The sequence below is a fragment of the Streptomyces rubradiris genome (genome assembly GCF_016860525.1).
In the GTDB taxonomy this organism is placed as follows: domain Bacteria; phylum Actinomycetota; class Actinomycetes; order Streptomycetales; family Streptomycetaceae; genus Streptomyces; species Streptomyces rubradiris.
In genome coordinates, this window is record NZ_BNEA01000015.1 from 4618706 (window position 1) to 4637495 (window position 18790).

The 18790-nt window shown below is 73.8% G+C and carries 16 protein-coding genes; 10 read left to right on the forward strand and 6 right to left on the reverse strand.

The window, feature by feature from the left end; all coding sequences use genetic code 11:
• The first annotated feature begins 300 nt into the window (after positions 1-300).
• Positions 301-1686 carry a transcriptional regulator gene (locus Srubr_RS33815; RefSeq protein WP_189992323.1) on the forward strand — a complete coding sequence of 462 codons (1386 nt, stop codon included), beginning with the start codon at positions 301-303 and terminating at the stop codon, positions 1684-1686.
• A 200-nt stretch (positions 1687-1886) separates the two neighbouring features.
• The gene (locus Srubr_RS33820) at positions 1887-3716 is read left to right on the forward strand and encodes a hypothetical protein (RefSeq protein WP_189992321.1); all 1830 of its coding nucleotides are present in this window, start codon (positions 1887-1889) and stop codon (positions 3714-3716) included.
• Positions 3717-3747: 31 nt separating this feature from the next.
• Here the strand turns inward: Srubr_RS33820 and Srubr_RS33825 are convergent, their stop codons facing one another.
• Positions 3748-5082, reverse strand: a complete 1335-nt coding sequence (locus Srubr_RS33825; RefSeq protein ID WP_189992319.1) for an ABC transporter substrate-binding protein — start codon at positions 5080-5082, stop codon at positions 3748-3750.
• 117 nt (positions 5083-5199) lie between these two features.
• Here Srubr_RS33825 and Srubr_RS33830 point away from each other — a divergent pair, with 117 nt between their 5' ends.
• Positions 5200-5700, forward strand: coding sequence for an SCO4402 family protein (locus Srubr_RS33830; RefSeq protein ID WP_189992317.1), 501 nt, complete (start codon positions 5200-5202; stop codon positions 5698-5700).
• Positions 5701-5770: 70 nt separating this feature from the next.
• Entirely contained in the window at positions 5771-6652 is an 882-nt protein-coding gene (gene purU, locus Srubr_RS33835; protein ID WP_189992315.1) for a formyltetrahydrofolate deformylase, read from the forward strand.
• A gap of 22 nt (positions 6653-6674) precedes the next feature.
• Here the strand turns inward: purU and Srubr_RS33840 are convergent, their stop codons facing one another.
• The gene (locus tag Srubr_RS33840; RefSeq protein WP_189992313.1) at positions 6675-7193 is read right to left on the reverse strand and encodes an EF-hand domain-containing protein; all 519 of its coding nucleotides are present in this window, start codon (positions 7191-7193) and stop codon (positions 6675-6677) included.
• Positions 7194-7381: 188 nt separating this feature from the next.
• Complete coding sequence (locus Srubr_RS33845) at positions 7382-7762, reverse strand: STAS domain-containing protein (protein ID WP_181795815.1); 381 nt, start codon at positions 7760-7762, stop codon at positions 7382-7384.
• Positions 7763-8096: 334 nt separating this feature from the next.
• Here Srubr_RS33845 and Srubr_RS33850 point away from each other — a divergent pair, with 334 nt between their 5' ends.
• Positions 8097-8654 (forward strand): sigma-70 family RNA polymerase sigma factor, encoded by a 558-nt coding sequence (locus Srubr_RS33850; protein WP_189992311.1) that lies wholly within the window; start codon positions 8097-8099, stop codon positions 8652-8654.
• Positions 8651-10072: a zf-HC2 domain-containing protein gene (locus tag Srubr_RS33855; protein WP_373313423.1), complete on the forward strand. Its 1422-nt coding sequence runs from the start codon at positions 8651-8653 to the stop codon at positions 10070-10072. The genes Srubr_RS33850 and Srubr_RS33855 overlap by 4 nt, the downstream gene beginning before the upstream one ends.
• 21 nt (positions 10073-10093) lie before the next feature.
• Here Srubr_RS33855 and Srubr_RS33860 read toward each other — a convergent pair whose 3' ends face one another.
• Positions 10094-11677 (reverse strand): alpha/beta hydrolase, encoded by a 1584-nt coding sequence (locus tag Srubr_RS33860; RefSeq protein WP_373313422.1) that lies wholly within the window; start codon positions 11675-11677, stop codon positions 10094-10096.
• Between the two features lie 165 nt (positions 11678-11842).
• Positions 11843-13345: a class I adenylate-forming enzyme family protein gene (locus Srubr_RS33865; protein ID WP_189992306.1), complete on the reverse strand. Its 1503-nt coding sequence runs from the start codon at positions 13343-13345 to the stop codon at positions 11843-11845.
• 85 nt (positions 13346-13430) lie between these two features.
• Between Srubr_RS33865 and Srubr_RS33870 the strand changes: the two genes are divergently transcribed.
• From Srubr_RS33870 to Srubr_RS33885, 4 genes are all read left to right on the forward strand, one after another.
• Complete coding sequence (locus tag Srubr_RS33870; RefSeq protein WP_189992304.1) at positions 13431-14624, forward strand: amidohydrolase family protein; 1194 nt, start codon at positions 13431-13433, stop codon at positions 14622-14624.
• Positions 14624-15757: an acyl-CoA dehydrogenase family protein gene (locus tag Srubr_RS33875; protein WP_189992302.1), complete on the forward strand. Its 1134-nt coding sequence runs from the start codon at positions 14624-14626 to the stop codon at positions 15755-15757. The genes Srubr_RS33870 and Srubr_RS33875 overlap by 1 nt, the downstream gene beginning before the upstream one ends.
• A gap of 2 nt (positions 15758-15759) precedes the next feature.
• Entirely contained in the window at positions 15760-16632 is an 873-nt protein-coding gene (locus Srubr_RS33880; RefSeq protein ID WP_189992766.1) for an acyl-CoA dehydrogenase family protein, read from the forward strand.
• A gap of 551 nt (positions 16633-17183) precedes the next feature.
• Positions 17184-17657 (forward strand): ATP-binding protein, encoded by a 474-nt coding sequence (locus tag Srubr_RS33885; RefSeq protein WP_189992764.1) that lies wholly within the window; start codon positions 17184-17186, stop codon positions 17655-17657.
• A 151-nt stretch (positions 17658-17808) separates the two neighbouring features.
• Here Srubr_RS33885 and Srubr_RS33890 read toward each other — a convergent pair whose 3' ends face one another.
• The gene (locus Srubr_RS33890; RefSeq protein ID WP_189992300.1) at positions 17809-18735 is read right to left on the reverse strand and encodes a cyclase family protein; all 927 of its coding nucleotides are present in this window, start codon (positions 18733-18735) and stop codon (positions 17809-17811) included.
• Between the last annotated feature and the right edge of the window lie 55 nt (positions 18736-18790).

The following is an 18790-nucleotide window of genomic DNA, read 5'->3' on the forward strand; positions in this document are numbered from 1 at the left end:
CTCAACTCCCTTGCCCACCTGGGGTTACGGCCCCGGGCGCGCGCGGGGGAGGAGCATCGTTTCGACGGCCGGGGCGCATGGAGGCACGGCCGGGGGCGCGCGCGAGGAAGCCCGGCGTGGGCGGGGTAGCCAGGGAGTGGGCCGGCATCCTCCATTACTTCCGGCAAACCGCACATGTCGCGCATTGACGGTATGTCTACTGGGCAGTGATCGTCCCGACCGGACCGACCGGGACGGAGCCGCGGGCTCCGCAGGGTCGGTCGAACACGCTCCAGGGACCGCAACGCAGGGGGTAAGCACATGGCCGCAAGGCCTCTCGTGGCGAGGCAGCCGAACGAACGGCTGCAGGCACTCATCCAGGAAGCGGGGTGCTCGAACGCCGGGCTGGCCCGGCGGGTCAACATGTGCGGCGCCGAGCACGGCCTCGACCTGCGCTACGACAAGACGTCCGTGGCCCGCTGGCTGCGCGGCCAGCAGCCACGGGGCCGGGCCCCGGCGATCATCGCCGAGGCGCTCGGGCGCAAGCTCGGCCGGACGGTCACGATCGACGAGATCGGCATGGCCAACGGCAAGAATCTCGCCTCGGGGGTCGGCCTCCAGTTCTCGCCGACGGTACTGGGAGCCATCGAGCAGGTCTGCGAGCTGTGGCGCAGCGACGTGGGACGCCGGGACTTCCTGTCCGGCTCCTCCGTCGCCGCCTCCGCGCTGGTCGAGCCCAGCCGGGACTGGCTGATCTCGGCGCCGGACACCCAGGTGGCCCGGCAGGCGGGCCCGCGCGTGGGCCAGTCCGACGTGGCCGCCGTGCGGTCCATGACCCAGGCGCTGGTGGACCTCGACCACCAGTACGGCAGCGGGCACGTCCGCCCGGTCGTCGTGCACTACCTCAACAGCGTGGTGTCCGGGCTGCTCGCGGGCTCCTACCGGGAGGCGGTCGGCCGCGAACTCTTCGCCACCGTCGCCCGGCTGACCGAACTGGCCGGGTACATGGCGGTGGACACCGGCCAGCCGGGCCTGGCCCAGCGGTACTACATCCAGTCGCTGCGCCTCGCCCAGGCCGCGGGAGACCGCGGGTACGGCGGTTACGTCCTGGCCGCCTCCATGAGCCACCTCGCCGCGCAGCTCGGGAACCCGCGCGAGATCGCCCAGTTGGCGCGGGCGGCGCAGGAGGGCGCGCGCGGGCATGTCACCCCGCGCGCGGAGGCGATGTTCCACGCCGCCGAGGCGCGCGGGCACGCCCTGCTCGGCGACGCGCGCGCGGCACAGGCGGCCGGCGGACGCGCGGTGGCGGCGCTGGAGCGCGCCGACGCCGCCGACGGCGACGACCCGGCGTGGATCGCGCACTTCGACCAGGCCTATCTGGCCGACGAGTTGGCGCACTGCCACCGCGACCTCGGGCAGCCCGAGCAGGCGGCGCGGTACGCCGAGCAGTCGCTGGCCGGGCACCCCGCCTCCCGGGCCCGCCGCCGCGCCATCGGCTATGTGCTGCTCGCCACCGCCCAGGTGCAGCAGCGCGAAATCGAGCAGGCCTGCAACACCGGTATGAGAGCGGTGGAGTTGCTGGAGACACTGCGCTCCAACCGGGGCGCCGAGTATCTGGACGACCTCCAGCAGCGCCTGGAGCCGTTCCAGGAGGAGGCGGTGGTACGGGAGTTCGGGGCCCGCCTCGAACTCCAGCAGGCCGCGTGAACAACGGCCCCGCGGCACGGTGAACGCACGGGAACGGCACCCGGTGGGCGCCGGGTGCCGTGCGCGGCGCGCCGCGGGGCCGGCGCTGTTATCGCCGTCACAGCACGGCAGATCACGTCCTGAGCTGCTTGGCACCCGGCTCGGGGGACCCGGTAGCGTGTGCCGACGATTCACAAGGTCCCCCATTAGTAGGAGTCCCGGTGACGCAGAGTGGACAGGGCGAGGAGCCCTCGGCGCGGCCCGCGCGCGAAGGCATCGTGCTGCCCTCGGACGGAGGCGAGCCCCTGCTGCCGGGCACGACCGCGCCGCCCGAGCCCTCCGCCCCGGCCGGCGGACAGTCCTGGGACGGTTCCTGGGGTCCCGGGCAGCAGGCGCCGGCGCCGGGCCAGGGCTGGCCCGCGGCGGCGGCCCCGCAGTGGACCGGCCAGGGGCAGCAGCCGCCGTCCGCCGCGGGCCCCGGCCCGCTGCCCCCGGAGGGCGCCCCGGCCCCGGCCCCGTCCTACGGCGGCCAGACACCCGGCTACGGCGACTCCCAGGCCGCCCCCGGCGCCTACGGCACGCCCCCGCAGCCCGGCTACGGCGCGCCCGGCCCGTACCAGCAGCCCCAGCAGCCGTATCCGGGTCAGCAGCCCCAGCAGCCCCAGCAGTCGTATCCGGGTCAGCAGCCCCAGCAGCCCCAGCAGTCGTATCCGGGTCAGCAGCCCCAGCAGCCCCAGCAGCCGTACCAGGCACAGCAGAACCCGCAGCCTCAGCAGGCGCATCCCGGGCAGCAGAACCAGCAGCCGTACCCTGGGCAGCCGTATCCGGCGTCGCCCGCCCCGCCGACGCCGTCCGCCGCGGGCGGCCCGCTGCCCCCGCCGGCCGACGCCGCGACGCAGTACCTCCCGCCGGTCACCGCCCGGAGCGGCGCCGACGAGGGCGCCACCCAGTACATACCGCCCGTGCAGGCCGCGCCGGCCGACGGCGCCACGCAGTACCTCCCGCCGGTCGGCGCGGCTCCCGCAGGCCCCGGTGACGAGGCGGCCACCCAGTACATCCCGCCGGTGGCCTCCGGCGCGCTGCCGCCGGAGTCGGGCGCCGAGGAGACCCGCTACCTCGGCCGGACGCCCCGGCAGCCGGGGCCCGCGCCCTCCGACGCGGAGGCCACGCAGTACATCCCGCCCTACGCCGCCGAAACCCAGGTCCAGGCGCCGGTGCCGGCCGCGGACCGGCAGCCGCCGGCCGAGTTCGACAACCTCTTCCGCGGCGGCCCCGCGGGCGACGACGGCCCGGCCGGTTCCACCCAGCAGCTCCCGGTCGTCGAGCAGCCGGGCGCCTACCCCGGCCCGGAGCCGTCCGCGTACCGCCCGGCGTCGCCGTCGTACGACCGCGGGCCGGACGACGGCGGCGGACGGCGTGGCCGGTCGCGGGTGCCGCTGATCGCCGCCGCCGCGGTGGGCCTGATCGTGGTCGGCGTGGGCGCCGGCGCCCTGCTCAGCGCCGGCGGCGGCGACACCAAGGACGCGGGCGGGGACGACACCCCGGTCGTGGCCGCGTCCCCGGCCGGCTCGGACTCCCCCTCGCCCAGCGCCGACCCCGCCCGGCAGCAGGCGGTGGAACTGGACAAGCTGCTCGCGGACAGCGGCAGCAGCCGGGCCGCCGTGATCCAGGCGGTGGCCGACGTCCGCAAGTGCGACAACCTCGACCAGGCCGCGGCCGACCTGCGGGACGCGGCCCGGCAGCGCGGCGAGCTGGTCACCCGGCTGAACAAGCTGCCCACGGACAAGCTGCACGCCCAGGGCCACCTGCGGGACGCGCTGACCAGGGCCTGGCAGGCGTCCGCCGCGGCCGACAACCACTACGCGGCCTGGGCCGACCAGGTCAAGGGGCGCAAGGGCTGCCACAAGGGGCAGGCGCGCTCCACCGGCGAGACCCAGGCGGGCAACCAGCAGAGCAAGACCGCGACCGAGCAGAAGGGCAAGGCGGCCCCGCTGTGGAACGCGATCGCCCGGCAGTACGGTCTGACCCAGCGCCAGCCCACCCAGCTGTGACGCCCCCGGCGGGGCCCGGCGCCGGGACCCGTCAGGGCACCTCGGCCCGCGCCAGGACCGGCGTCATGTCGAAGACCCCGTTCTTGTCGCCGACGCGCTCCCCGGCCGAGACCAGCCTGCCGTCGCGGACCACCTGGAGGGTGACGTCGGCGTTGACCAGCCGCGGGAAGCCGACCGCGGCGAGCCTGCCCGCGTAGGGCCAGCTCAGGGTCGGGGTGAGGCCGCCGGTGGAGACCCGCAGCCCGTCGTTGAGGGTGCGCCGCACGGCGTCGGGGCTCACCTCGCCGTCGCCGATCTCCTCCAGGACGGCCCGGAGCACGGTGTAGGCGATCCAGGTGGTCTGCACCCCGGCGTCGGCGGGGTCGATGCGGTCGTCGTCGAAGGCGGCCTCGCTGATCACCTTCTTCATCGGGGCCCAGCGCGGATCGGAGGCGGCCGGGTACCAGCCGGTGACGTACGCCCCCTCGTACGGGCCCAAGGCCCCGCCCGTGGCGTTGATCACCGTCTGGTCGACGCTGCCGAGGACGGTCGCCGTGCGCACGTCCGGGTGGCTCGCGCGGACCCGCCGGAAGGAGTCCATGAAGGTGTCCGTGCGGTCGCCGAGCGCGGGCACCACACAGCCCTCGCGGGCCGGGTCCGCGGTCGCGTGGCGCAGCGCCCGCTCGGCCTGGTCGCCGTACTCGGTGGCGTCCTCGGCGGCGAGCTGGTCGCCGGCGTCCGCGTGCCCGCCGGCCCTGAGGCCGGCGTCGAGCAGCGCGGGCAGCTGGTCGCCGGCGATGCTGTCGGGGCGGACCAGGGCGACGTTGCCGCAGCCGGCCGCGAGGGCCTTGCCGAGGCCGGCCAGCAGAGCGGGCTGGCCGCCGTTGACCGGGTAGGACATGGTGCCGGTGAACTCGTCGTTGGTGACGCCGTAGCCGCCGATGTAGGGGATGCCGGCGCCCTCCAGCGGGGCGAGGAAGGAGTCGCCGAACTGGCTGTAGGAGCCGACGACGGCGACCACGTGCTCGGCCGCGGCGCGCTTGGCGCACCTTGCGGCGCCCACGCTGTCGTTGTGGTCGTTGCAGGTCAGCACCTTCAGCTCGCGACCGCCCACGCCGCCGTGCGCGTTGACCCACTTCGCGTAGGCGAGGGCCATGGCGGGCATGCCGGGCTTGTTGGTCGCGTCGGTGTCCTGCGGGGCCCAGGTCATCACCGTGACCGGCGCGTCCCCGGAGCCCCCCGTGGCACCGGGGACGAGCCCGCACGCGGCGGTGAGCGACACGCACAGGGCCACGGCGCACGCGGCGAGGGCGCCGGCCCGGACGGGGCGGGAGGAGCGGGAAGGGGCGGGAACGGGGAGGGAGCGAGTGCGTCGCCTGCCGGTCATGGACACGCACGATTCCCTCACACCGCTAACCCCTGAGTGACCCTTGGTCAACGACGGGTGACGGCGGGGTGAATTACGGGGGCCGGTGGGCGGTGGCGGGCGCGGAACGTACGATCGGTGACCGTGCAAGGTTCGGAGAACTCTTCCCGTCGTGGCCGCCGCTCCTCCACCATGGGCGGCATGCCCCTCAACGACATGCCGTGGTGGCGGTGGCGCAGCAATGTGCGCTCGGCGCTGCACATGCTCTCCGACCCGCTGTTCCAGCGCGAGGTCTGGCTGGCCGGGGTCGACGGCTACGGCGACGTCACGGACGCCGTGTACCGGCTGGTGGAGGACACCTGGCTGGACAACTGGTCGGCGGAGAAGTACGTCGGCACCATATTCCGGGACTCGCAGGAGGCGGCGCTCGTCGACACCGCCGTGCTGCGGCTGCTGCGGATCATGCACCAGGTCGGCCCGGACGCGCCGGTCGCCGCGTACCTGGACCACCCCGGCTGGCCGGACGCGGTGCGGGCGGCGCGGGACGCGCACGTGCGGATGTCGGTGAGCGACGGGGACGACCCGGACACGGCCCCGAAGAGCCTGGAGGTCCTGCGCATTCTCACGCGTTCTGTTTAGCGGATGGCGGCACGCGCTGTTTAGCGGATGGCGGCACGCGCGGGGTGGCCGGTATGGGAACCTGTAGTGCATGACAAATCAGTCAGCTTCCGCCGCCGCCCCGGCCGACCAGTACGTCCTGACGCTCTCCTGCCCGGACAAGCAGGGCATCGTGCACGCCGTGTCCAGCTACCTGTTCATGACCGGCTGCAACATCGAGGACAGCCAGCAGTTCGGCGACCACGACACGGGCCTGTTCTTCATGCGCGTCCACTTCTCGGCCGAGGCCCCGGTGACGGTCGAGAAGCTGCGGGCGAGCTTCGCCGCGGTCGGGGACTCCTTCCACATGGACTGGCAGATCCACCGGGCCGACGAGAAGATGCGCATCCTGCTCATGGTCAGCAAGTTCGGGCACTGCCTGAACGACCTGCTGTTCCGGGCGCGGATCGGCGCGCTTCCGGTGGAGATCGCCGGCGTGGTGTCGAATCACACCGATTTCGAAGAGCTGGTGGGTTCGTACAACATTCCCTTCCATCACATCCCGGTCACCAAGGACACCAAGCCCGAGGCCGAGGCCCAGCTGCTGGAGCTGGTGCGCGAGGAGCGGGTCGAACTGGTCGTCCTCGCCCGCTACATGCAGGTCCTCTCGGACGACCTGTGCAAGCAGCTCAGCGGCCGGATCATCAACATCCACCACTCGTTCCTGCCGAGCTTCAAGGGCGCGAAGCCGTACCACCAGGCGCACGCCCGGGGCGTGAAGCTGATCGGTGCGACGGCGCACTACGTCACCGCGGACCTGGACGAGGGGCCGATCATCGAGCAGGAGGTCGAGCGGGTCGGGCACGGTGTGACGCCGGACCAGCTGGTGGCCATCGGCCGGGACGTGGAGTGCCAGGCGCTGGCGCGGGCCGTCAAGTGGCACGCCGAGCGGCGCATCCTGCTCAACGGCCGCCGGACCGTGGTGTTCGCCTGAACCCGGGCGCTGAGGGCGGCCCTCACGCCTGCTCGGGCACCGTGAAGTAGCGGGCGAAGGCCGGGACGACGTCCCGCTCGTCGATCCTTCCGTCGCCGTCGGTGTCGAGCGCGGCGGCGGCCGTCCCGGCGGGCCCGGCCGGCACGCGCAGGGCGCGCAGGACGCGGGCGGCGTCGGGGACGGTGATCCGCCCGTCGGCGTCCGTGTCCGCCACCGCCAGGGCCGCGTGCAGGAAGGGGCGGGCGATCTCGGCGAACCGGCCGGGGTTGTCGCGCAGCCGCTTGACCGCGCCGGTGACGAACTCCTGGCGGGTGATGCGCTGGTCGCCGTCCCGGTCGGCGATGCCGGCCATGCCCTGCCAGAACGCCTCCGCGCCGGCGTACAGCGCCTGGCCCGTGGCGGAGCGGGCGGGCACGGCGAACTCGGTGAGCAGGGCCTTGGCCGCCGCGCTGAAGTCCTCGCGGTCGATGTAACCGTTGCCGTCCTGGTCGAGGCCGGCGAACCGGGCGGCGATCCGGCGTTCGTACTCGGTGCTGACCATGTGTGGGGGCCGCCTTACGTGTGCGTCGTACAGGGGGGCCGCGGGACCGGTGGGTCCGTGGGGCCTGGCTGGGAGCGTACGACGCCGGTGGCCGTCGGATGGCGGAAAACCGACGACTGTGCCAAGACCGGGTGAATCCCGCGACAACGCCGTGGCCGGACCGGGACGTCGTCACACCCGGCGGGTGCTCAGGCGGACAGCGGTCCCGCCTCGTCCGTGGTGGCGGAGTCGAGGTCGGGGTGGACGTCGAAGAGCCGGCGGACGCCGAGCGCGCCGAGGACGCGGTTGACGTGCGAGCCGTCGACGGCGCCCCGGTCCGGCAGGATCAGCCGCAGCCGGCCCTGGCAGGAGCGGATGAGCCGGCGGGCGGCGATGAGGACGCCGACCCCGCTGGAATCGCAGAAGAACACGTCGGAGAGGTCGACGACGAGGCTGTGGTGTCCCTCGGCGACGGCGTCGTGCACGTGCTGGCGCAGCACCGGCGAGGTCATCAGGTCCAGTTCCCCGGAGACCCGGAGCACGGCCCACCGGCCTTGCTCGACGCCGGTCACCTTGAATGCCACGGCCATGCCCCTCCGCTCGCGGGATGTCCCGGAACCGCCCGGAAACGGAAGCAGTTCCTACGTTTCCTTTCGCGCGGCTGCCCAGCGGCCGTTCCCTGAAACGTGAAGCCGCAAACGGCGGGTGATCAATAAGGGGCTTATTTCAGTCATCAACGATCGTCTTTGATCAAGTGTGCGCGTGTCTCGCGTGAAGGTTGTGTGAAGAGGGCACTATCACGGGAGGTGGCTTCAGGGGCGCACATTGGCACAAAGGGGCGTGCGCTGTCGGAGGGGCCGTCTACATTCGAGAGGGCGGGCCGACCGGCCCGGTGGCCGGCAGACGGTGAGGGGAGGGGACCGCATGGCCAGGAACGACCTGTCGCCCCGGTGGGACCGCAAGATGCAGCAGCGGCTCGCCCGTGGTGAGGCGGCGGCCCTCGGCGAGATGTACGACCGGTTCGCCTCCCTCGTGCACAATCTGGCCCACCGCGTCCTGGACGACGAGCGGGCCGCCGACTCCGTCACCCGCGAGGTCTTCGCCCACGTCTGGGAGCATCCCGAGACCTACGACCCCAAGGAGGGCCCGCTGCGCTCCTGGCTCGCGGAAGTCACCCAGCGGCTCGCCGTACAGCGGCTGCGGGCCCGGGAGGAACTGGAGCAGCCGCTGCGCGAGGCACGGGAGAGCACGGTCCGGCGCGCCTCGGTCGCCGCCCGCGCCGACTACATCGTCCACTCCATGCCCGCCCCGCTGCGGGCCGCCCTCGACCTGGCCTACAACCAGCGCCGCGACTACCGCCAGACCGCGGCCGACCTCGGCGTCACCGAGGACGAGGCCCGCCGCCGGCTCCGCCTCGGCCTCCAGCTCCTGGCCACCGCCCACGACGCGGGCACCCCGCCGGGATACCGGGGTGCGGTGTGAACGGCCCGCACCGCTTCGAGGAGGCGCACGAGAACGCCCACGGCGCGGCGGACGACGGCCGCCGGGACGAGGACGGGCCCGGGGAGCACCGCGAAAGCGGCACTGGTGTGCACCGCGGCCCGGCCGGCTCCGGAGGGCGCTTCGGGCCGCCGGGCGGTGCCGCCGCGGGCTCCGGACGCTCCGGGGCCGGGCCCGCTCCGCGCATACCCACGCCCCGAACCTCCGTGGAGGACGGCGGGTTTCCGCCGTCCGGCCGCGCCGACCTGGGGGACCGCGTACCCGTGCCGCCGCTCGACCTGTCGCACGACGTCCTGAAGTCGCTGCTCGGCGCCTGGGCGCTGGCCGCCTGCTCGGCCGCGGAGACGGCGGCCGTGGAGGAACACCTGGGCGGCTGCGGTGCCTGCGCCGACGAGGCCCGCCGGCTGCGCGAGGCGGTCGGCCTGCTGCACCAGCCGGAGAGCCTGGACCTGGACCCCGGTCTGCGCACCCGGGTCCTGGAGAGCTGCCTGCGGCGCCGGCCGCCGCGCATCCCGGTCCCCGACTGGGCCGCGCCGTACGACGCCGAGACCGCCCGGCTGGACGCGCTGCTCCAGGACTTCAAGGACGCGGAGTGGCAGGCGCCGGTGGAACTGCGCTGGTTCGAGAACGACGTCCCGGTCGTCCGCCGGACCACCGTCGCCGGGGTCATAGCGCACCTGCTCGCGGTGGACGGGCTGATCGCCGCCGCGCTCGGCCTCGCGGACCCGCTGGGCCGGTCCGCCGGCCCGACCGGAGCGGGCGCGGCGGGACCGGCCGGCCGCACGGAGGCCTACTGGCGGTCCGCGCACCTGCCGCCGGCGCACGCGGTGCGCGGAGCCTGGCGGGAGCAGAGCCACGCCCTGGTGCGCACGGTGTCCTTCACCGGCGGCCGCACGGGCGGACTGCCGGTGTCCTACGGCGAGTTCACGCTGCCCCTGCACGACGCGATGCTGGACCGGGCCTTCGAGTGCTGGGTGCACGCCGAGGACATCGCCAAGGCGGTGGACTACCCGTACGCGGCGCCGACGCCCCGGCACCTGCACCGGATGATCGGCCTCGCGGCCCGCGTGCTGCCGACGGTGCTCGCCGAGCGCCGCCGCGCGGGCCTGTCCGAGCCGGCCCGCCACACCCCGCACCTGGTGCCGGCCGGGGCGCCCGGCCGCAGCCTGCGGCTGGAGATCGAGGGCGACGCCGGAGGCGAGTGGCTGATCCCGCTGGACTCACCGGCGGCACAGGGCTCCGCGGAACTGGAGGTGGCCCGTGTGGTGCTCGACGGCGCCGAGTTCTGCAAGCTCGCGGCCGGACACGTGTCCCCGGAGGACGCCGCGGCGGGCCAGACGGGCGACCGCCGGGCGATCCGGGACGTGCTGTACGCGGCCGCGAGCCTCAGCCGGATGTGACCGGCGCCGGAACGGCCGGCGTCAGAACCGGCTGTCCGGACCCGGCAGGCCGCGGGAGCCCGGGAGCGGCAGCGGGAGCAGGCTGCCGCGCTCGGCCGCCTGAGGCGTGGCCTTGCAGGTGATGTCCTTCGACGGCAGCTTGCCGGTGGTCAGGTAGGTGGTGGCCGTCTTGTCGGCGCACGACTTGTTGCCGTAGACGCCGTGTCCGACACCCCCGGCGACGGTGACCATCTTCGCGCCCTTCATGGCACGGCGCAGGCCCTGCCCGCTGGTCAGCGGCGTCTGGGAGTCCCACTCGTTCTGCAGGATCAGCGCGCGGACCTTGTTGTCCACCTTGGTGGTGGGCTCGCCGCCGGTCTTCCAGAAGGCGCACGGCTTGATGGAGGAGCCGAAGTCGCCGTAGAGCGGGTACTTCTTCTTGTCGCGGATCGCGTCGGCGCGGTACTGCTCCGGGTCGCGCGGCCAGTCGCGCTGGTCGGCGCAGAGGACCGACCAGAAGGCGGCCTCGCCGTTGTCCTCGGGCGTGGCACGGGCGAACGACGGCGGAACGGGCGCCGGCGTCCTCAGGCCCCGGCCGGCGGGCGTGCCCGCGGCGGCCTTCTTCAGCGTGACGACCCACTCGGCGGCGTCCCGCACGCTGAAGAACGCGGCGCGGCTGGTGAGGCGGATGTCGTCACCGGTCATCCGCGTGCCCTCCACGTCGATCGGCTTGCGGTCGGCCTGGGCGACCAGGTCGTAGAAGGTCTTGCGGACGGCCTTCGGGGTCGCGCCCAGCCCGTAGGCGGAGTTCCGCTCGGCGGTCCACTCGGTCCAGCGGGTGAAGGCGGGTTCGGCGCCCTCCGCCCAGACCTGGATCATGCCGCGCCAGACCCGGGCCGGGTCGACGGCGCTGTCCAGGACGATCCGGTCGGTGCGGTGGGGGAACAGCTGCGTGTAGACCGCGCCGAGGTAGGTGCCGTACGAATAGCCGAGGTAGGAGATCTTCTTCTCGCCGAGCACGGCGCGGATCACGTCCATGTCGCGGGCGGTGTCGCGGGTGGAGATGTGGCGGAGCTTGTCGCCCTGCCTGGCGTAGCACTTCTCGGCGACGGTCCGGGCCCACGCCACGTCCTTGGCGAACGTGGCCTTCTTGTACGGGCGTTGCCAGTCCTGCTCCTTGGCGGTCAGACCGCAGCCGACGGGGGAGCTCGCGCCGACGCCCCGCGGGTCGAAGCCGACGAGGTCGTAGGTGTTCTTCACGGATGCGGGCAGTTCGCCCCCTATGTACAGGGGCATGTCGAGGCCGGAGCCGCCCGGGCCGCCCGGGTTGAGCAGCAGCGAGCCCCGGTGCTGCTTCTTGGTGCTCGTCTTCCACCTCGATATCGCGAGGTCGAGCTTCTTGCCGCCGGGGCGGCTGTAGTCGAGCGGCACCTTGATCGTGGCGCACTGGAAGGAGGCCGGCGTCTCCGGGTCGCAGCGGTGCCAGGCGGGCTTCTGCGCGAGGTACCGGCCGAGGGGATCGCCGGCGGCGGACGGGGCGGCGGAGGCGGTGGCCGGGAGGAGCACGGGCACCATGACGGCGGCGGCACCGGCCGCCAGCAGGGAGGCGGTTCTACTGCTTCGCACGAAGGACGTCCTCGGGTAGGTGGACAGAAGTCCCATCCACCCTCGCGCGCACGGGAGTCGGGCGAATCCTCCCTGAAGTCGCGTTCGGCACGCCTGGGGTCGGAGACGGCGCGCGGCGAATGGTCCCGGAGGAGGACAACCGGGACCGGTGTCGCGGCGTCTTCCTCAGGAGTGCGAAAACCGTTCCCTGAGGCGGTACTTGAGCACCTTGCGCAAGGTGTCGTCGCGCGGCAGCTCGGCCAGCACCTCCAGCCGTTCCGGGAGCTTGTGCACGGACAGGCCGGCCGCCCGGAGGAAGGACACGATCTCCGCGAGGGTCGGCCGCGCGGTGCCCGGCCGGTGTTCGAGAACCGCGCAGAGCAGTTCCCCGCGCTCGGGGTCGGGCAGGCCGATCACCGCCGCGTCGGTCACCGCCGGGTGCGCGGCCAGCAGGTCCTCGATCTCCCTGGCGGAGATGTTCTCCCCCTTGCGGATGATCACGTCCTTGCGGCGGCCGGTGAGGACCAGGTGCCCGGAGGCGGTCAGGTGTCCCAGGTCGCCGGTGCGCAGGAAGCCGTCGGCGTCGAAGGCGGCGGCCGTCTGGGCGGGGTCCAGGTAGCCCTGGCAGACGGCCTCCCCGCGCAGCCGTATCTCGCCGTCGACGATCCGGATCTCCATGCCCTCGCCGGGCCGGCCCTCCGTCGTGGCCAGGTTCTCCGGGGTGTCCTCGGGATCGCCCATGGTGATCATCGGGGCCTCGGTCATGCCGTAGCCGTGGGTGAGCCGCACGCCCAGTTCGCGGACCACCGCGTGGTACAGCTCGGGCGGCCTGGGCGCGCCGCCGCCCGCGAGCAGCCGCAGCGAGGGGAGCAGCCGCTCGCCCGGCCGCCGGCGCTGCTCGGCCAGGAACATCGAGTAGAAGGCCGTCGAGCCGCCCGCCACCGTCACCCCGTGCCGCCGGTACTCCGCGAGCGCGCCGGGCAGCGCGAACCGCTCGGACAGCACCGCCGGGAAGCCGTACAGCAGGAGCATCACCGTGTAGTCGGGCCCGGCGATGTGGGCGTACGGGAAGGCCATGGAGCCGACGTCGTGCGGGGTCAGGCGCAGCGCGTGGGCCAGGCAGGAGCCGGCGGCGATCAGGGAGCGGTCGGTGTGCAGCACGCCCTTGGGGTCGGAGGTGGTGCCCGAGGTCCAGTAGATCCAGCGGACCGAGGTGCCCTCGGCGGGCGGCGGGGGCAGCACGGACGGGTCGCCGTCGGGAAGGGTGCCGTACGCCTCGAACACGCCCGGCGCGCCGAGCCGGCGGGCCATCGCGGTGTGGTCGTGGCCGCGCCAGACGCCCGGTACGGCGAAGAACTCCGCCTCGGTGGCGCGCAGCGCGAAGCCGGCCTCCCGGTCCCGGTAGTAGGGGATCAGCGGGGACTGCACGGCGCCCAGGCGGGCCAGCGCCAGGGACAGCAGGACGGTCTCGACGCGGGTGGGCAGCTGCCAGGCGACCACCGTGCCGGGGCGCACCCCCATGCCGTACAGGCCGGCCGCGACGCGCTCGGCGCGGACGCGCAGGTCGCCGAAGGTGAGCGCCCGGTCCTCCTGGAGCAGCACCGGGCGGCCGGGCGTGAGCGCGGCGCGGCGGGTGACCAGCTCCCACAGCGTGCGGGCGGAGGCGAGGGTGTGCGGGGTCTCGTTCATGGCTGCCCCCTGCTTGGCTGACGACTCGTCAGCTGAGATGCTAACTGACGGACCATCAGATAAGTACCGTCCGGCGGAGGGGACCATGGCGAGAGAACTGCCCCGCATCATCAGCGTCGACGACCACGTGATCGAACCCGCCCACCTCTTCGAGACCTGGCTGCCCGCCCGCTACCGGGACCGCGGACCCCGGCCGCTGACCGCCGGGATCGGGGAACTCGCCTACGTGGGCGGGAAGTACCAGATCACCATGGACCCCGAGGGCCCGCCCACCGACTGGTGGATCTACGAGGACCTGAAGTTCCCGTACAAGCGCAACATCGCCGCCGTCGGCTTCGACCGGGACGAGATGACCCTGGAGGGCATCACCCGCGAGCAGATGCGGCGCGGCTGCTGGGACCCCAGGGCGCGGCTGGCGGACATGGACCTCAACCACGTCGAGGCCAGCCTCTGCTTCCCCACCTTCCCGCGCTTCTGCGGGCAGACCTTCGCCGAGGCCCACGACAAGGAGGTCGCCCTGGCCTGTGTCCGCGCCTACAACGACTGGATGGTGGAGGAGTGGTGCGGGGACAGCGGCGGCCGGCTGATCCCGCTGTGCCTGGTCCCGCTGTGGGACGTGGAGCTGGCCGTCGCGGAGATCCGGCGCAACGCCGCGCGCGGGGTGCGGGCCGTCACCTTCTCCGAGATCCCCACCCACCTCGGGCTGCCCTCCATCCACTCCGGCTACTGGAACCCCTTCTTCGCCGAATGCCAGGACACGGGGACGGTCGTCGCCATGCACATCGGCAGCAGCTCCCAGATGCCCGCCGCCTCCCCGGACGCGCCGCCCGCCGTGCAGGCCTCCTTGAGCTTCAACAACGCGATGGCCTCGATGACGGACTACCTCTTCAGCGGCGTCCTGGTGCGCTTCCCGCGGCTGAAGCTGGCCTACTCGGAAGGCCAGATGGGCTGGATCCCGTACGCCCTGGAACGCGCCGACGACGTGTGGGAGGAGCACCGCGCCTGGGGCGGGGTGCGCGACCTGGTGCCCGAGCCGCCGTCGACGTACTACTACCGGCAGATCTACTGCTGCTTCTTCCGCGACCGGCACGGTGTCGCCTCGCTGGACGCCGTCGGCCGCGACAACGCCACCTTCGAGACCGACTACCCGCACGTCGACTCGACCTTCCCGCACACCAAGGAGGTCGCCCTGGACCACGTGAAGGACCTGGACGACGAGACCGTGCACAAGCTGATGCGGGGCAACGCCATCCGCATGCTCGGCCTGGACCTGGACTGATGGACCTCTCCTACACCCCGCAGGAAGAGGAGTTCCGGGCCCGGCTGCGCGCGTGGCTCGCCACGGCCCTGCCCGGCCTGCCCGCCAAGCCGCCCCCGGACGACTGGCCCGCCCGCCGCGCCTACGACCTGGGCTGGCAGCGGATGCTGTACGACGCCGGGTACGCCGGTGTGCACTGGGACTCCTCGCCCGTCCTGCGGCTGATCTTCCTGGAGGAGACCGAACGGGCCGGCGCGCCCTACGTGGGCGCCAACTTCGTCGGGCTGCTGCACGCCGGGCCCACGATCGCCGCCGAGGGCACCGCCGGGCAGCGGGCGCGCTGGCTGCCGCCGATCCTGCGCGGCGAGCAGGTGTGGTGCCAGGGGTTCAGCGAACCGGGCGCGGGCTCCGACCTCGCGTCGCTGCGCACGCGCGCGTGGCGGGACGGTGACTGCTACGTGGTGACCGGGTCCAAGATCTGGACCTCGCACGCCGAGGTCGCCGACTGGTGCGAACTGCTGGTGCGCACCGACCCCGACGCCCCCCGGCACCGGGGCATCAGCTGGCTGGCGCTGCCCATGGACGCCGAGGGGGTCACCGTACGGCCGCTGCGCACGCTCGCCGGGCCGGCGGAGTTCGCCGAGGTGTTCCTGGACGAGGTGCGGGTGCCGGTCGCCCACCGGGTGGGGGAGGAGAACGACGGCTGGCGGGTCACGCAGGTCACCCTCTCCTTCGAGCGCGGCACCGCCTTCGCCGGCGAGGTCGTCGCCTGCCGCCGGGTGCTGGCCGCACTCGCCCGCGCCGCCCGGGAGAACGGCCGCTGGGACGATCCCGTGCTGCGCCGCGCGCTCGTCCGGCTGGAGGCGGAGTTCCGGGCGCTGTGGCGGCTGGTCCAGTGGAACGTGAGCGAGGCGGAGGCGAGCGGCGGGGTCCCGGGCGCGGGCGGCTCGGTGTTCAAGCTCCGCTACTCGCACGCCCGTCAGGAGCTGTACGACACCGCGGCCGACGTCCTGGGCGCCGACGCCCTCGACCTGGACCGGCCCTGGGTGCCGGACCGGCTGTCGGCGCTGGCGTACACCATCGCCGCCGGCACCTCGCAGATCCAGCGCTCCATCGTCGCCGAGCGCATCCTCGGCCTGCCCAGGGGGAGATGACCGTGCGATTCCGGCTCGACGACGACCAACTCGCCCTGCGCGCGGGGGTGCGGGAGCTGCTGGGGCGGTGCTTCGGGCGGGAGCGGCTGCGGGCGGCCGTGGACGCGCCGGGCCGGCTGGACCGGGCGCTGTGGCGCACCCTCGGCGCCGCCGGGTTCTTCTCGCTGCGGCTGCCGGAGGCGGACGGCGGGGCCGGAGGGGGCCTGCCGGAGGCCGTCCTGGTCTTCGAGGAGGCGGGCCGGGCCCTGCTGCCCGGCCCCCTCGTGGCCACCCACCTCGCGGCGGACGCCGTACCCGGCGCGGCGCACGGAGAGACGGTCGTGACGGCCGTGGACGGGGAGCTGGTGGAGTGGCTGGACGCGGCGGACACCGTGCGCGGGGACGCCCGGGACGCCGTGCCCCTGCGGTCCGTCGACCCGCTGACACCACTGCACCGGCTACCGGAATCCCGTTCTCCCGCGCCCGATCCGGTCGCCGTTCTCCTCACCGCCGCCGAGCAGTTGGGGACGGCCGGGCGGGTGTGCGAGCTGGCCGTGGGGTACGCGCGGACGCGGGAGCAGTTCGGGCGGCCGATCGGGGCCTTCCAGGCCGTGCAGCACCTGTGCGCGGAGCTGCTGGTGCGGGCCGAGACCGCCCGGGCCGCCGTCTACGCCGCCGCCGTGACCGCCGACCCCGCCGACATCGCCGCCGCCCGGCTGCTCGCCGACGAGGCCGCCGTGCGGGGGGCCCGGGACTGTCTCCAGGTGCACGGCGGCATGGGGTTCACCTGGGAGGCGGATGTGCACCTGCACCTGAAGCGGGCCTGGGTGCGGGCGCGGAGGGCCGGAGGGAGCGCGTGGAGCGAGGAACGGCTGGCCGCCGCGCTGGCGGACTGAGCCGGTGGCGGTTTCCGCCGGTCGTCGACGGTGAAGCGTTGGCCAATGATATTTCGGTCGTGGCGCTCATAGGTAACGCTGCGCGACAACCGGTGACGACCTCCGGCGGGCTCGTCACGGTGCGTGGTCGCCCGGCCGCTCCGGTACGGTGGGGGCGCGGCGCGGGACCGCGCGAGCGGGCCGGGCCGGTGCCGCCCCGGGTCGATTTCGGGCCAAGTGGCGCCCGCCGCTGCTCGCACGGCGGTTGGGGATTCGGCCCCGGGTTTGTTCGACTCGGCGTCACGAGCGTCGCACAGTATCCCCTATACGTACTCCTTCGCGCGGGAATATGCCCGAAGCGCTTGTTGGCGTGACTGTCAGTCAACCATGCTGTGCAGTAAGGGAGTCACAGTCCGTGACTCCCGGCTCTGGTCGTTGTTCTGGCCATGCAGAAAATGGCTACGATCGTGGCCCTCGTCGTGATCGTCGCCGCGGCGGACGCCGTGGCGCGCGGACGGTGCGGGGTCATGTGTCCGCCGGTTCGGATGGTGTGAGCGGTGCAGGTGCTTCGAGTGCAGCTGGAGATCCGGCCCGACCCCGCGGAGGTGGGGCGGGCCAGGCGGTGGGCCCGCTCGCGGCTCGCCGGGTCGGGCATAACGGCGGACGAGCCGCTGGCCGAGACCTTGATCCTGCTCGTCTCCGAGCTGGTGACCAACGCCGTGGTGCACACCGGCCGGCCGGCCGTGCTGCGGCTGTGCCTGCCGGGCGCGGCGGCCGGGAACGGCACGCCGGCCCCGGTGCGGGTCGAGGTCGCCGACACCAGCTCGCGGGCGCCCCAGCCCCGGTGTGCCGGCGACGACGCCACCGGCGGGCGGGGCCTGGCCCTCGTGGAGTGTCTCGCCGACCGCTGGGGCTGGAGCCCCGAGGGCGCCGGCAAGAGCATCTGGTGCGAACTGGACCGCTGTTCACCGCCCCGGCGGAACGCCGCGCTGGCGTACGGGGGCGGACTGCCCGCGTACGAGGGCTTCGCCTTCGAAGCGGTGTAGCGGCCCGGGTGCCGCCGTTCACGGGACGGGGGCCGCGAGCGCACCGGTACCCCGCCGTTCACGAGACGGCCACCGGTACCCCGCCGTTCACGAGACGGCCGCCGGCGCACCGACGTTCTTGAGATGCCCACTGGCGCACCGGTGCCGCCGGTCACAGGACCGCCACCGGTGCCACCGGCGTGCCCGTCGCGCCCACGAACGGCTCGGGCATCGCCGACAGCAGGAACGCGTACCGGCCGGTTTCTCCACAGGCTGTGGACAATTCTTCGAGATTCCAGTTCTGGCCCTGCGGCATGCCCATCTCCACCAGATGCAGCGCGTGCACGGGCAGCCACAGATTCTCGATCTCGGGCGGAAAGATCTCGAACGTCAGCGTGTCGTTCGCGACCGCGGCCACATCGCGCGCGTGGAACCACTCCGGGCAGCGCACCGACAGCCCCGGCGACGGATGACCGTACCCGTGCCGGTCCCCGGCCAGATACACCCGCACCTGCCCGGTCCGCACCAGTACGACGTCCCCGGCCCGCACCCGGACCCGGCCGAACTCCTCGGCCTCCTCCAGGTCCTCCGGCGTCACCGCGTGGCCCCCGGCCAGCCGCTCCACGCCCCGCGCGCCCGCCACGTCCAGCAGCACCCCGCGCGAGACCAGGTGCCGCACCTTGTCGATGCCGCCGAACTCCGCGCCGCCGTGCGCGGTGACCGTGTCCGCCGGGCGCCCGTTGTACAGCGTCCCGGAGTGCGAGACATGGGGCAGCGCGTCCCAGTGGGTGCCCGCCTGGAGGCCCATCGTCACCACGTCGTCGCTGCACGCCACGGTCCCCGGGCCGAACAGCTCCTGGTTGAGCTGCACCATCGCGTGCAGCGGATTGACCCGGCCCGGGATCACCCCGGTCTGCACCCCGTCCTGCCGCAGCGGCAGGGCCAGCGGGACCCGCCGGCCGGTGCGCACCTCGCCGGCCGCCGCCCGCACCACCTCGTCGGTGATCAGGTTCAGGGTGCCGGTCTCGTCGCCGGCCCCCCAGCGCCCCCAGTTGTTCACGCGCCGGGCGATCTCGTGGAACTCCTTGGGCAGTGCCATCCGGTGCCTCCCCGGGGCTTGTGTCCGCGCGTCCGCCGGGCCATAGAATCTAACG

What these genes read in the sequence shown, in the direction of transcription:
- Srubr_RS33815 (WP_189992323.1), top strand. Translation starts at nt 301, where the DNA reads ATGGCCGCAAGGCCTCTCGTGGCGAGGCAGCCGAACGAACGGCTGCAG.
- Srubr_RS33825 (WP_189992319.1), bottom strand. Translation starts at nt 5,082, where the DNA reads ATGACCGGCAGGCGACGCACTCGCTCCCTCCCCGTTCCCGCCCCTTCC.
- purU (WP_189992315.1), top strand. Translation starts at nt 5,771, where the DNA reads ATGACAAATCAGTCAGCTTCCGCCGCCGCCCCGGCCGACCAGTACGTC.
- Srubr_RS33840 (WP_189992313.1), bottom strand. Translation starts at nt 7,193, where the DNA reads ATGGTCAGCACCGAGTACGAACGCCGGATCGCCGCCCGGTTCGCCGGC.
- Srubr_RS33845 (WP_181795815.1), bottom strand. Translation starts at nt 7,762, where the DNA reads ATGGCCGTGGCATTCAAGGTGACCGGCGTCGAGCAAGGCCGGTGGGCC.
- Srubr_RS33850 (WP_189992311.1), top strand. Translation starts at nt 8,097, where the DNA reads ATGGCCAGGAACGACCTGTCGCCCCGGTGGGACCGCAAGATGCAGCAG.
- Srubr_RS33865 (WP_189992306.1), bottom strand. Translation starts at nt 13,345, where the DNA reads ATGAACGAGACCCCGCACACCCTCGCCTCCGCCCGCACGCTGTGGGAG.
- Srubr_RS33870 (WP_189992304.1), top strand. Translation starts at nt 13,431, where the DNA reads ATGGCGAGAGAACTGCCCCGCATCATCAGCGTCGACGACCACGTGATC.
- Srubr_RS33875 (WP_189992302.1), top strand. Translation starts at nt 14,624, where the DNA reads ATGGACCTCTCCTACACCCCGCAGGAAGAGGAGTTCCGGGCCCGGCTG.
- Srubr_RS33890 (WP_189992300.1), bottom strand. Translation starts at nt 18,735, where the DNA reads ATGGCACTGCCCAAGGAGTTCCACGAGATCGCCCGGCGCGTGAACAAC.